The following is a 13,723-nucleotide window of genomic DNA, read 5'->3' as shown; positions in this document are numbered from 1 at the left end:
GTCACCAGCAGTCAGAATAGATGCACTGCAGTAATCAAAACGAATAACAAATATTATTACCTGTCATGGGGTAGAGCGGGTACAGATGAGTGCAACCGAGACGAAACCGAACGCCGAAGCCGACGGATGGGAGGCCGTCCGCGACCTCCCACCGAGCGCGAAGCTCGTCGCGAAGGCGCTCGAGTACAACGAACGGCTCACGCAGTCACAGCTCGCCGAGGAGACGTTGCTCCCCCCGCGGACGGTGCGGTACGCCCTCACTCGGCTGGAAGAACACGACGCCGTCGCCTCTCGTTTCTCCTTCACCGACGCCCGCAAGCGCGTCTACACCCTGAACATCGAGTGATCTCCGAACGCAGGCGGCCGCCGTCACGCCCGACTCGCTAAGTACGCTGCCGTCCAAGTTCCGGGTCTCCGACCATGGTCTCCAGACGGCGGATTCTTCGGATGGCAGGGGCCCTCGGGGTCGCCACGTCGGCTGGGTGTTCGGCGTCGTTTGGATCTCCGAACTCCTCAACGGCGAAGGGGCGACGCGACTACGACGTGGTCCGCGTCCCCGACGACTACGGGACGATTCAGGCTGGCGTCGACACCGCCACTCGCGGCGACCTCGTGCTGGTGGCTTCGGGTATCTACCCCGAGGAGGTCACCGTCTCGACGCCGGACGTGACGGTTCGGGGACTCGACCGCAACGGGGTCGTCCTCGACGGCGGGTTCGAACGCCGGACCGCGTTCGACGTGACCGCCGACGGCGTCGCTCTCGAGAACATGACCGCACGGTTCTACCGACGCAACGGGTTCCACTGGGCCGGCGTCGAGGGGTTCCGCGGGAGTTTCCTCACCGCCTACACGAACGGCTACTACGGCATCTACGCCTACGACTCGCGCGACGGCCGCTTCGAACACAGCTACGCGTCTGGACACCCCGACGCCGGCTTCTACCTCGGGCGCAACCGACCCTACGACGCGGTCATCACGGACGTCGTCGCCGAACACAACGCCATCGGCTACTCGGGCACGAGCACCGGGGGGTCACTGGTCGTCCGCGACTCTGTCTGGCGATACAACAAGGTCGGCGTCTTCCCGAACACCCTCGACACGCTGGACCCACCCCAGCGGGGCTCGCGTATCCTGAACAACCAGATATACGGGAACAACGACCCCGACGCCCCGGCGCTCCCGAACTACCCGCTCATCGGGATGGGCGTCCTTCTGTGGGGTGGCTCCGACAACGTCGTCGCGGCGAACCGGATACGGGACCACGACAACTTCGGCATCGTTGCCCACCCCCACGTCGTCGAGCCATCGGGGAACGAGATCCGCGAGAACCAGGTGGGCGACTCCGGGCAGGCGGACCTCGCGCTCGGCCAGCCGGCTGGGACAGGAAACGAGTTTCGCGACAACACCTTCGAGACGAGCCTGCCGTCGGCCATCGAAACGGACGCCAACAGCGGGAGCGACGCGGTCACCGACGTCTTCGAGGCGCTCGAACGCCAGCGCCAGCGCGGCGAGTTCCCCGTCGGTGAATGGCGCGACCAGCCGACCCCCGGCGACCAGCCGGCGATGCCCGACCCAGAGGCCGCACCCAGACCGGCCGACAGAGCAACCTCGTGGGCCTCGCCGCGGGCACAGACCGACGGGTTCGGCATCGAGTGACCCGAGAAGTCGGCCGAGGTTTCTTGTCGGAAGCCGCGGCCACCCACCCTGTGACCGACGTCCTCGCCGCCAAGCGCGCGCTGGCCCGACTGGCCGACCCCTCGCCGGTCGTCGAAGCTGAGTACGCGCTCCGTGACCTGGACCACGCCGCCGCGTTCCGAGCGGCGGGCGGCGTCGCGCGGCTCAGACGCGTGGCCGCCCGCGACGACCACGCTACCCGTGGCGACGGCCACCGGGCTCAACGAGCCCGCGCCGCTATCGCCGCGTTCGAACGGTTCGAGGCCGCGGCTGCCGGCCAGTCGCTGGAGGCCACCACGGAGACGCACCGTTCGTCGGCCCGAACAGCCCCACCGCGGACCGACCACTTCCGCCGTGGTCGCGATACCCCTTTACCGGACGGTGGCTAACCACGGCATCATGACACGGGTGATCCACACAGGTGACACCCACCTCGGCTATCAGCAGTACCACCTCCCCGCCCGCAGGGAGGACTTCCTCGCGGCCTTCCGCCGGGTCGCCGAGGACGCCATCGAGGCCGAGGTGGACGCCGTCGTCCACGCCGGCGACCTGTTCCACGACCGCCGCCCCGACCTCCCGGACCTGCTCGGCACGCTCTCCGTCCTCCGCGACCTCGACGACGCGGGCGTCCCGTTCCTCGCCGTGGTCGGGAACCACGAGACGAAACGCGACGGCCAGTGGCTCGACCTGTTCGAGTCGATGGGGCTCGCAACCCGACTCGGGAGCGAGCCGGTCGTCGTCGGCGACACCGCGTTCTACGGGATGGACTTCGTTCCCCGCTCGCAACGCGATTCCCTCGACTACCAGTTCGAACCGCACGACGCCACCCACGCTGCGCTCGTCACGCATGGGCTATTCGAGCCGCTCGTCCCCGACTACGGCAACGTGGAGTGGGACGCCGAGGAGGTCCTCGCCGCGACCAACATCGAGTTCCAGGCGATGCTGCTCGGTGACGAACACACCCCCGAGCGCGTCGAGATCGGCGACACGTGGATCACCTACTGCGGGTCGACCGAGCGCGCCTCGGCGGGCGAGCGCGAGGAGCGCGGCTACAACATCGTCGAGTTCGCCGACGGCGACGCGCGCATCACTCGCCGCGGCATCCCGACTCGTGAGTTCGCGTACATCGAGGTCGACCTCGGCGAGGGTGAGGGCATCGACCGCGTTCGCGAGCAGGTGGGGCAGCACGACCTCACCGACGCCGTCGCCATCGTCACCATCGACGGTGACGGCGAGGCCATCAAACCGGCGCGCGTCGAGGAGTTCGTCCACGAACAGGGCGCGCTCGTCGCCCGCGTGAACGACCGCCGAGAGACCGCCGAGGAGACCGACATCGAGGTGTCGTTCGCCGACCCCGACGACGCCGTCCGCGAGCGCGTTCGCGAGTTAGGGCTCTCGCCAGCGGCGCGCGACCTCGACGAGACCATCCGTGCCTCGAAGGTCGCGGACTCGAACGTCGCCGACGAGGTGGAGCGCCGCATCCGCGAGGTGGTCGACGAGGGTGATACGGACGCCTTCGAACCTGCCTCGGCCGACGTCGAGACCGAGACCGTCGCCGACCGGATGCAGAACACGGATGCGGCGGCAGACGGTGGCGAGGACTCGGCAGCCGAGGATTCGGCCGACGACAGCGCCCCTGACGAGGAACCGACTGGTGAACGGAGCGAGTCCGACGCCGATTCCGACGCGGCCGGGGACGCCGCCGAGCCGGCAACCTCGGGGGCAGACACCGTCGAGACGCCCGACGAGCCCGATGACACTGCGGACTCGTCGACGGGTATCGACGACCAGTCGTCCATGGAGGACTACCTGTGAGGTTCCACCGCGTCCGCCTCCGGAACTTCAAGTGCTACGACGACGCCGACCTCACGCTCGGCGAGGGCGTGACCGTCATCCACGGGCTGAACGGCTCGGGGAAGTCGTCGCTCCTCGAAGCGTGCTTCTTCGCGCTGTACGGTGCCCGCGCCCTCGAGAAGACGCTCGACGACGTCATCACCATCGGCGCGGAGGAGGCGAGCATCGAGCTCTGGTTCTCCCACGGCGGGAACGACTACCGCATCGAGCGCGAGCTGAAGGTCAGAGGTGACTCGGCACAGACCACCACCTGCGTCCTCGAAACTCCTGACCGGACCGTCGAGGGCGCTCGTGACGTTCGCGCTGCTGTCGCCGACCTCCTCCGGATGGACGCCTCTGCGTTCGTCAACTGCGCGTACGTCCGACAGGGCGAGGTGAACAAGCTCATCAACGCCTCGCCCGGCGAGCGACAGGACATGATCGACGACCTGCTCCAGCTCGGGAAGCTGGAGGACTACCGGGAGCGAGCCTCGGACGCTCGCGTGGGTGTCGGCCGCGTCCGCGGTGGGAAGGAGGAACTCCTCGACGACATCGAAAACCAGATCGCCGAGAAGGAGGCGAAGGACCTCCACGACCGACTCAACAGCCTGCAGTCGACGCTCTCGGAGCGGAACGCCGACATCGAGCGCTACGAGGAGAACCGTGAGCGGGCCCAGAAACAGTTCGACGACGCCACCGCCGTCCTCGAGGAACACGAGGAACGGAAGGAGGAGCTGGAGGCGGTCGAGTCGGACATCGAGGAACTCACCGACGCCATCGCCGAGACGGAGCGCGAGCGCGAACAGCGGGCCGAGCGCATCACCGACCTCCGGGAGCAGGCCGACGAACTCCGCGACGAGCTCGGCGAGCTGCTGGCCGACACCGACCTCGACGCAGAGAGCGCCGAGGCCCTCGACGACGACACGCTCGATGACCGGCTCGCGACCCTCAGGGAGGACCGCGAGGCTGTCCAGGAGCGCATCCAGACGCAGACGGGCGAGATACAGAAGCACTCCAGCGCGGCCGAGAACGCCCACGAACGCGCCCAGGAGTTCGAGACGCAGGCGGCGACCGCCCGCGAGGAGGCCGACGACCTCGAAGCCGAACTCGAAGAGACCCGAGAGAGGATTCAGGACCAGCGCGAACAGGTCGAATCGCTCGGCGAGGAGATCGAGACGGCGCGTGCCGCGTTCGACGATGCCCCGGTTTCGCCCGAGGGGGCCGACGACCACCGCGAGGCCGTCGCCGAGGAGCTCGCCGAGGTCAACGAAGCTATCGCGGGCCTGAAGGCCGACCTGAAGAACGCGCGTGAGGCGGTCGCGGAGGCGGAACGGCTCCTCGAGGAGGGGAAGTGTCCCGAATGCGGCCAGCCGGTCGACGACTCCCCCCACGTCGAATCGGTCGACGACGACCGCGAACGGGTGGCCGACCTCGAAGCAGACCTCGAGGACCTGCGCGAGCAGCGCGAGGACCTGCAGGCCGACCTCGAACGCGCCGAGGACCTCGTAGCGCGTGCCGACGACCTCGCCGACCTCCAGTCCGAGCGGGAGACGCTCGAACAGCTCGTCGAGGAGCGGGCGTCGGGACTCGACAGCGAGGAAGAGCGCATCGCCGACCTCCGAGAGCGGGCCGAGGAACTCGACGAGCAGGCCGAAGCCAAACGCGAGGCCGCTGCCGAATCCGAAGCCAACGCGGACGAAGCCCGGCAGACGATGGGCGAACTCAACGGCGAGTCCGCCGAGCTGAAGGCGGCCATCGAGCGCGTCGAGACCATCGCCGCGCGCTACGACGACCTCGACGCGACCACCGACGAGATCGAGAAGCGACGCGAGGAGCGGTCGAGCCTCGAGGAGCAGAACGACCTCCGGCGGGACCAGCTCGCGGACAAGCGCGAGCGGAAGGCCGACCTCGCGGACGCGGTCGACGAGAGTGTCATCGACGACGCGCGCACGAAGAAGCAGAAGGCCGAGAACTACCTCGACCAGGTGGAGCCGAAGCTCGAGGAGCTACGGAGCGAGCGCGACGACCTGCAGGCAACGGTCGGTGCGGTCGAACAGGAGATTTCGGCGCTGGAAGAACTACGCGAGCGCCGTGACGACCTCGCGGCGACCGTCGAGCGCCTCGACTCGCTGTACATGGAGGCCCACCAGCTCCAGGAGATGTACGCCGACCTGCGGGCCGAACTGCGCCAGCGGAACGTCACCAAACTCGAGCGGATGCTCAACGAGACGTTCGACCTCGTCTACGGCAACGACGCCTACTCGCACATCGAGCTCGACGGCGACTACGAGCTGACGGTGTACCAGAAGGACGGCGAACCCCTCGACCCCGAGCAGCTGTCGGGCGGCGAGCGGGCCATCTTCAACCTCTCGCTGCGGTGTGCCATCTACCGGCTCCTCTCGGAGGGAATCGAGGGGACCGCACCGATGCCGCCGCTCATCCTCGACGAGCCGACGGTGTTCCTCGACTCCGGACACGTCTCGAAGCTCGTGGAACTCGTCGAGTCGATGCGACGCCTGGGCGTCGAACAGATCGTCGTCGTCAGCCACGACGAGGAGCTGGTGGGTGCGGCCGACGACCTCGTCACGGTGCGGAAGGACCCGACGACGAACCGGTCGGACGTGGAGCGGGCGGACGCCGCCGACGCGGCCGCACTGGCGTCGTTCGGCTGAGTCAGTCGAGGAGGGGGGCGAGTGCCGTCTCGCCCTGTTCGGTGAGCCGGTAGCCCCGCTCCCCCGCGGCGTCGGCTTCCTCGACGAGCCCGGCGACCCGGAACTCGGTGAGGATACCGAGCAGGTCCGACTCACAGAGGTCGTAGTCGCCGAGCAACGACCGAACCGGCACCGGCCCGCGACGCCGGAGTTCCAGCAGGAGTCCGAGCGCCCGCTCGTCGTGCGTCGCCGTCAGGAGCGTCCGGGTGGCCTCGGGGACCGCAGCGGCGGCCGTCTCCAGCGGCCCGGCGTCGACTACGGTGAGGTCGGCGTTCGGGAGGTACTGTTCCTCGCCGGTCGTGGGGTCGCGAACTCGGCTCGACTCGCTCGACTGTTTGACGAGCAGATACCGGGTCCCGTCGTCGGTCTCGACGGTTCTCATGTGTTCGAGGGGTCGTCGCTGGGGTCCGACTCGTTCTTGCGGCGCTGCTTGTACCGCTGCTGGATGCGGTAGGTGCGCGCGATGGCGACGGCCCCCACGACGAACAGGCCGCCGCCGATGAGTGTCTCGCCGCGGAAGAACCAGAGCATCGGGCCGACGGTCACGCCGAACAGGCCGATGTTCGCGAGGACGACCGCGGCGTAAAACGAGCGGAACGTCTCGTCGTCGACGTCGTAGTCCTCGTCCCCTGTCGAGAGGCCGGTGGCCGGCCCGAGACTGTGGGGGTCGAACTCCGCCGGCTCGTCGGGCCAGGGGTTCGCGCCGTCCTCGCCGGACTGCTTGAGTCGCGATTTGACCTTCCGGCGCTTGTCGCTCACAGTCGACCGAACGTTACCTGACAGGAAAAGCGGTTCGTTCAGACGGGCCACCTGCAGCTACGCGGGTTGTGGTTGTGACTCGGCGGTCGCTGTCGTGTACTGTGCGACGACCGAGGCGCTTCAGGCCATCTCCTTCAGCTTGAGGGTTGCCCGCGCCTGCATCCACGCGGTTGGGTTCTCCGAATCGTAGAACACCACGCCCTCGTCTGTCTCGTACGCCTCCGTCGCGCGGACGGCGTCCGACTCGGCTGGCTCGGGCTCCGAACCCGGGCTATCCGCCTCCGACTTGGGTGATTCAGGCATGATGTGTCTCACCTGTCTCTTTGGTACTCTTTGACATACTAAATGCCTTGTGCCCGTATCGGCGCTCGATACGAACGGTGGAGTCTGTCGTGGTGGGTGTCAGGACGGTCGCGACCCACCGACCACGGGGGTTTTTACTGGCCGGGGCAAAGGGTCGCTATCCATGAGCGAGCAGCAGTCTACTTTCTCTGCGTTCGGCGGGTCCGGGGACGAGCCCCCGGACGAGGAGGTCGAGGAGGCACGGCACGTCACCGAGGGGGACGAGGTGGCCGAACTCGTCGACACCTCTCAACACCGGTTCCCCGAGGCAGACGGCACGGTCGAGCTGTTCGTCACGCAGGTCGACTACACCATCGAGGGGTATGGCAGCGACGAGTACCCCGTCCTCCACGTGTTCGGCCGCACCGCGGACAACGAGGTGGAACACGTCCGCGTCCTCGACTTCCTCCCGTACTTCTACACGCCCGTCGCGGACCTCGCACACGACGACCCCGGCGACGACCCGCTTCGAGAAGGGCACTTCACCGACGACCGGCTGATGGAAGAGCGCATCATCGGCCTCGAGACGCGTGGCCAGCTCGACCCCACCCTCGACGGCGACGAGGCGGACGAGGTCGTCACCTACGAGTCCATCCGGGGCGAGCAGCTGGTCAAGGTACAGGGACAGACCCCGCGCGACGTGGGCCAGCTGCGTGACCGCTACGACCACTACGAGGCGGACATTCTGTTCCCGAATCGCCTGCTCATCGACAAGGACATCAAATCCGGTGTCGAGGTGCCCTGCCAGCGCACCAGCGACGGCTCGCTGAAAGTCCACCACGAACAGCTCCGCCCCGTCGACTTCGAGGCCGACCAGCGCGTCCACACCCTCGACATCGAGGTCGACGACCGCCAGGGGTTCCCGGAGGAGGGCGAAGAGCCCATCATCTGTATGACCAGCCACGACTCCTACCGCGATGAGTACGTCGCGTGGCTGTTCGACGCGCCCGCGGCGACCGTCGAAGCGCCCGCGGACCTCCCCGACTACGACCTGTACGACGACTCCGGCTCTGCGACGCTCGACATCCGTGTGTTCGACACTGAGGAGGCGATGCACGAGGCGTACCTCGACTACATCGACGAGACGGACCCCGACGTGCTGACGGGGTGGAACTTCGACGACTTCGACGCGCCCTACTACGTCGACCGGCTCGGCGAACTCGGCATGGAGGCCGACCGCCTCTCCCGCGTGAACGAGGTGTGGGACTCGGGGTGGGGCGGCCCGAACATCAAGGGTCGCGTCGTGTTCGACCTCCTCTACGGCTACGAACGCACCCAGTTCTCGGAACTCGACTCCTATCGGCTGGATGCGGTCGCGGAGGTGGAACTCGGCGTCGGGAAGGAACGCTACGCGGGCTCCATCGGCGACCTCTGGGAGAACGACCCCGAGCGCCTCCTCGAGTACAACGTCAGGGACGTGGAGCTGTGTGTCGAGATCGACCGCAAGCAGGACATCGTCGCGTTCTGGGAGGAGGTGGCGTCGTTCGTCGGCTGCAAGCTGGAGGACGCCACTACCCCTGGGGACGCGGTCGACCTCTACATCCTCCACAAGGTCCACGGGCAGTTCGCGCTCCCTTCGAAGGGGACGGTCGAGAGCGAGGACTACGAGGGTGGCGCGGTGTTCGACCCGATCTCGGGCATCCGCGAGAACGTCACGGTGCTCGACCTCAAATGTTTTAGTGAGGATACAGACGTGGTGACACCCGATGGGGTCCGGAACATTCGGAACCTCGAGGTTGGTGACTCGGTGTACACGCTGAATCCTGAAACGTTCGAGTGCGAAATCAAGCCGGTCGCGGAGACGCACACCTACGAGAACCAGTTCGGGGAACTCCACCACATCAGCGGCAACACACACGACCTCAAGGTCACCGAGAACCACCGCTTCCTGTACTCGAAGGAACGTGGGTGGGATGACCAGTCCCCCGAGGACTTCGAGTTCTCCGAGTACAGTGAGATTCCGAGTAACGAACGGTTCGCGTTCCCGCAGCACGAGCCGATGTCCGGTGACCGTCCCGAGCAGTTCGACCTCGTCGACGAGGTCGACGGGGGACACGTCGTCGTGCACTCCGACGACGATCTCAGGGTATTCAGAGACCGGATGCCAACTGCTGTGACCGGCGAACTCGACCTCGCCCACGGGGGTTCTCAGGCTCTCGGGCTCGAGCAGAAGGTCGGGAAGTATCTCGTCCCACTGTCGGTGTACCAGGGGCACCGAGCCCGAATCGACGAACACGCTGACGGCGTGTTCCTCAAGTACGACAGGGGACACCGCGAAACGCCGCTGTCGTTCGAGATGGATGACTGGCTTCGTCTACTCGGGTGGTACGTGACCGAAGGCAGTCTCGCTGCGGAGGCGAACCGAATCACGATCCACCAGCAGGACCCGGACGGACGGGCCTCTATTCGGAAGCTCCTCGACCGACTGGGAATCAACTACAACGTCGACGACCGTGGTGTAAACATCTCCAACCGCTACCTCCAGGAGTGGTTGTCAGAGCACTGTGGCAAGGGGTATGCGGACAAACGGCTCCCCGACTGGGTGTTCGACCTCGACGCAAGCCTGCTTGAACCGCTCCTCGAGACGATGATTGACGGCGACGGCTCTGTCACAGACTCCGGACTGCGCAAGTTCTGGACGAAGAGCGAACATCTGCGGGACGCCGTCGTCGACATTGGAATCCGTTGTGGCCACAAGCCCACTGTCTCCGAACAGTCCGATGGAGCGTGGTACGTCTCGATCGGCAAACGCGGATCGTTCAAGAAGGCGACGAACGCGACAGTTGAAGAACACGACGGCAACGTTCACTGCATTACCGCCGAGGACAACCACGTCGTCCTCGCCGGCCGCAACGGGAACTTCCAGTGGGTCGGACAGTCGCTGTACCCGATGTGTATGGTGACGACGAACGCGAGCCCCGAGACGAAGGTCGACCCCGAGGGGTACGACGGTGACACGTTCCGCGCCCCGAACGGGACCCACTTCCGGAAGGAGCCGGACGGCATCATCCGGGAGATGGTCGACGAACTGCTCACCGAACGCGAGCAGAAGAAGGCCGCCCGCAACGACAACGACCCGGGGAGCGACGAGTACGAGCGGTTCGACCGGCAGCAAGCAGCTGTCAAGGTTATTATGAACTGCTTCACGCCGGATACAGACGTTCTTACACCAGCAGGCATCCGTAACATCCGCGATCTCGACGTCGGCGACGAGGTGTACTCGCTCGACCCGGATACGATGGAGATGGAGGTCAAGCCGGTGGTCGAGACCCAGGCGTATCCCGACTATCGAGACGAGCTGGTCGACATCCAGACGAGCAAGGTGGATCTCCGCGTGACGCCGAACCACCGAATGCTCGTTCGGAAGGACGATACGAACGGTGCGACGTGGGACGACTTCCGGTTCGTCGAGGCCGATGACCTCAACGGCTCGTCGCACTACGAACTGCCGCACGGGTGGGACGGGCCCGACGGAGACGACCTTGGTACCGTGGACCTTACAGAACTGGTGAGCGGCGAGTACGAGGTCTGGGTTCGCCCCGACGTCAACGGCCATACGTTCACCGCTGAACTGGGGTGGACGCCACGCCGCGTCCCGAAGGCCGACCTCGGGCAGACAGGCTACGTCTTCACGGCTGAAGAGTTCGAACAGCACCGCGAGTACATCGAGTCGGTCTGCGAAACGAGCTACGTTCACCGGAACTCCGGGCGGAAGTGGGTCCCTCGGACCTTCGACGGGGACGACTTCCTCGACCTCCTCGCGTGGTACACCACCGAAGGGAACGTGTACACGTCTGAAGCGAAGCAGTTCGGCGAGCAGTTCCGTGGGTCTGCGACGACCGTAAAGATCGCACAGGACGCTCTCGCCGACGGGGGTGCTACCGACCACCACCGGGATATCGGCTCGCTCCTCGACCGGATGGGGTTCGACTACTACGTCGACGACCAGAGCTACCAGTTCACCTCGAAGCTCCTGGGCGACGTGCTCGAACGGCTCTGTGGCGCGAACAGTTTCGAGAAGCGGATTCCCGACCTCGTGTTCGACGCGAGCCACGAACAGAAACGCCGGTTCCTGAACACGCTCATCGCAGGCGACGGTGACCGGCAACCGAACAGTTGGCGCTACACGACCTCGAGCGAACGCCTCCGCGACGACGTGCTCCGGCTCTGTACCCACCTCGGCCTCACGGCGAGCTACAACCACGACAGCGGTTCGTGGCGGATCTACTGCACCGAAGACGGGAAGAACAGCTTCCGGATGCACCGCTCTGGCGATCGGAGCACGGCCGACGATGGTGTGTACTGCGTCACCGTTCAAGACAATCACACGCTGCTTGCAGGCCGGAACGGGACGTTCCAGTTCGTCGGACAGTCGCTCTACGGCGTTCTAGGCTGGGACCGCTTCCGCCTCTACGACAAGGAGATGGGCGCAGCGGTCACTGCAACCGGTCGTCGTGTCATCGAGCACACCGAGGAAGCCGCGAACGATATTGACAAAGAAGTTATCTATGGGGACACCGACAGCGTCATGCTGGAACTCGGTGCCGGCATCTCCAAAGAGGACGCCATCGAGCAGTCGTTCGAACTCGAGGAGTACATCAACGACTCGTACGACGAGTTCGCGCTCGACGAACTGAATGCACATCACCACCGCTTCCAGATCGAGTTCGAGAAGCTCTATCGCCGGTTCTTCCAGGCGGGCAAGAAGAAGCGATACGCGGGCCACATCGTCTGGAAGGAGGGCAAGGACGTCGACGACATCGACATCACGGGGTTCGAGTACAAGCGGTCGGACATTGCCCCGGTCACGAAGGAGGTCCAGAAGCACGTGCTCGAACTCATCGTCGAGGAGGGTGACGTCGAGGGCGTGAAGACGTACGTCCACGACGTCATCGAGGAGTTCCAGAAGGGCGAGCGCCCGCTCGACGACATCGCCATCCCCGGTGGTATCGGCAAGCGCCTCGACAACTACGACACCGACACCGCGCACGTCCGCGGCGCGAAGTACGCGAACCTTCTGCTCGGGACGAACTTCCAGCGTGGCTCGAAGCCGAAGCGGCTCTACCTGAAGAAGGTCCACCCGGACTTCTGGACACGCGTGGAGGCCGAGAAGGGGCTCGACGCCCGTTCGGACCCCCTCTACGGCGAGTTCAAACGTGACCCGGACGTCATCTGCTTCGAGTACGCCGACGAGGTGCCCGAGGAGTTCGAGGTCGACTGGGACAAGATGCTCGACAAGACGCTGAAAGGGCCCATCGAGCGGATTCTGGAGGCGCTCGACGTCTCGTGGGAGGAGGTCAGGGACGGCCAGGAGCAGACCGGACTCGGGAACTTTATGTGACCGACTCCGCCCGTTTCTTCCCACACTGGAAAATATATTTCGCCAATTCGAAACTCCTCGGCGTGAACCCGTAAGGATTAACCGCGTTTACCCCTAGGTTTCGGCTGTCCAAAAATGGCAACGCTCGAGATCAAGAACCTGCACGCTGAGGTCGCCGAGGAGGGTGGCGAGACCATCCTTCGCGGTGTCGACCTCGAAGTCTCGTCCGGTGAGATTCACGCGCTGATGGGGCCGAACGGCTCCGGGAAATCGACCACGGCGAAGATCATCGCGGGCCACCCGGCCTACGAGGTGACAGAAGGGGAGATTCTGCTCCGCCTCGAGGAGGGTGACTTCGGCGACTTCGACATCCCCGAGGACAAGCGCACCTGGAACCTGCTCGACCTCGAACCGAACGAGCGGGCCGCGCTTGGCATCTTCCTCGGCTTCCAGTACCCCGCCGAAATCGAAGGGGTCACGATGGTCAACTTCCTGCGGACGGCGCTCAACGCGAAGCTCGAAGAGCGCGAGGAGTTGTTCGAAGACGACGACGAGGCCGACGACGACGAGGACGACGTCGGCTACGACACCTCCCCGATGGAGGGGAACCCCGACGACGGCGAGGTCGGCGTCGCCGAGTTCCAGCAGCTGCTCCAGGAGAAGATGGAGCTGCTCGACATGGACGAGCGGTTCGCCCAGCGCTACCTCAACGCCGGCTTCTCCGGCGGGGAGAAGAAGCAGAACGAGGTACTGCAAGCGGCGATCCTCGAACCCTCGATCGCCGTCCTCGACGAGATCGACTCCGGGCTCGACATCGACCGCCTGCAGGACGTCTCGAAGGGCATCAACGCGCTTCGCGACGAGGTCGGCACGGGCATCCTCCAGATCACCCACTACCAGCGGATCCTCGACTACGTCGAGCCGGACTACGTCCACATCATGCTCGACGGTAAGGTCGTGAAGGAGGGCGACGCCTCCCTCGCGGAGAAGCTCGAGGAGAAGGGCTACGACTGGGTGCGCGAGGAGGCCTTCGAGACGGCGTAACTGAAGGTGGTTACGGAACAGCCTATTAAGTAAACAGACC

10 protein-coding genes are annotated in these 13,723 nt (G+C 65.6%); 7 read left to right on the top strand and 3 right to left on the bottom strand.

From position 1 onward, the window contains the following. Positions 1 to 85: 85 nt before the first annotated feature. The 5 genes from NL126_RS21015 (at position 86) to rad50 (ending at position 6,179) form a co-directional block, all read left to right on the top strand. The gene (locus tag NL126_RS21015; protein WP_255196842.1) at positions 86 to 346 is read left to right on the top strand and encodes a MarR family transcriptional regulator; all 261 of its coding nucleotides are present in this window, start codon (positions 86 to 88) and stop codon (positions 344 to 346) included. 101 nt (positions 347 to 447) lie between these two features. Beyond that, entirely contained in the window at positions 448 to 1,656 is a 1,209-nt protein-coding gene (locus NL126_RS21010) for a right-handed parallel beta-helix repeat-containing protein (RefSeq protein WP_255196841.1), read from the top strand. Between the two features lie 50 nt (positions 1,657 to 1,706). Then, positions 1,707 to 2,063: a DUF7966 family protein gene (locus NL126_RS21005; RefSeq protein WP_255196840.1), complete on the top strand. Its 357-nt coding sequence runs from the start codon at positions 1,707 to 1,709 to the stop codon at positions 2,061 to 2,063. A 10-nt stretch (positions 2,064 to 2,073) separates the two neighbouring features. Further along, positions 2,074 to 3,489, top strand: coding sequence for a DNA double-strand break repair protein Mre11 (mre11, locus tag NL126_RS21000; protein ID WP_255196839.1), 1,416 nt, complete (start codon positions 2,074 to 2,076; stop codon positions 3,487 to 3,489). After that, a complete protein-coding gene (gene rad50, locus NL126_RS20995; protein ID WP_255196838.1) occupies positions 3,486 to 6,179 on the top strand; it encodes a DNA double-strand break repair ATPase Rad50 in 2,694 nt (897 codons plus the stop codon). The genes mre11 and rad50 overlap by 4 nt, the downstream gene beginning before the upstream one ends. A gap of 1 nt (position 6,180) precedes the next feature. Here the strand turns inward: rad50 and NL126_RS20990 are convergent, their stop codons facing one another. The 3 genes from NL126_RS20990 to NL126_RS20980 all read right to left on the bottom strand — a co-directional run bounded on the left by NL126_RS20990 (position 6,181) and on the right by NL126_RS20980 (position 7,280). After that, the gene (locus tag NL126_RS20990) at positions 6,181 to 6,600 is read right to left on the bottom strand and encodes a DUF7346 family protein (RefSeq protein ID WP_255196837.1); all 420 of its coding nucleotides are present in this window, start codon (positions 6,598 to 6,600) and stop codon (positions 6,181 to 6,183) included. Next, positions 6,597 to 6,977: a DUF7322 domain-containing protein gene (locus tag NL126_RS20985; RefSeq protein WP_255196836.1), complete on the bottom strand. Its 381-nt coding sequence runs from the start codon at positions 6,975 to 6,977 to the stop codon at positions 6,597 to 6,599. The genes NL126_RS20990 and NL126_RS20985 overlap by 4 nt, the downstream gene beginning before the upstream one ends. A 120-nt stretch (positions 6,978 to 7,097) precedes the next feature. Then, positions 7,098 to 7,280 (bottom strand): DUF7331 family protein, encoded by a 183-nt coding sequence (locus tag NL126_RS20980; protein ID WP_255196834.1) that lies wholly within the window; start codon positions 7,278 to 7,280, stop codon positions 7,098 to 7,100. Between the two features lie 163 nt (positions 7,281 to 7,443). Between NL126_RS20980 and NL126_RS20975 the strand changes: the two genes are divergently transcribed. Beyond that, entirely contained in the window at positions 7,444 to 12,660 is a 5,217-nt protein-coding gene (locus NL126_RS20975) for a DNA polymerase domain-containing protein (protein WP_255196833.1), read from the top strand. 114 nt (positions 12,661 to 12,774) lie between these two features. Next, complete coding sequence (locus NL126_RS20970; protein WP_255196832.1) at positions 12,775 to 13,683, top strand: ABC transporter ATP-binding protein; 909 nt, start codon at positions 12,775 to 12,777, stop codon at positions 13,681 to 13,683. The last annotated feature ends 40 nt before the right edge of the window (positions 13,684 to 13,723 follow it).

Origin of the sequence: Halorarius litoreus (assembly GCF_024362405.1) — an archaeon.
Classification (GTDB): domain Archaea; phylum Halobacteriota; class Halobacteria; order Halobacteriales; family Haloarculaceae; genus Halorarius; species Halorarius litoreus.
The sequence above is the reverse complement of the archived record's forward strand: the minus strand, read 5'-3'. Positions and strand labels throughout refer to the sequence as shown.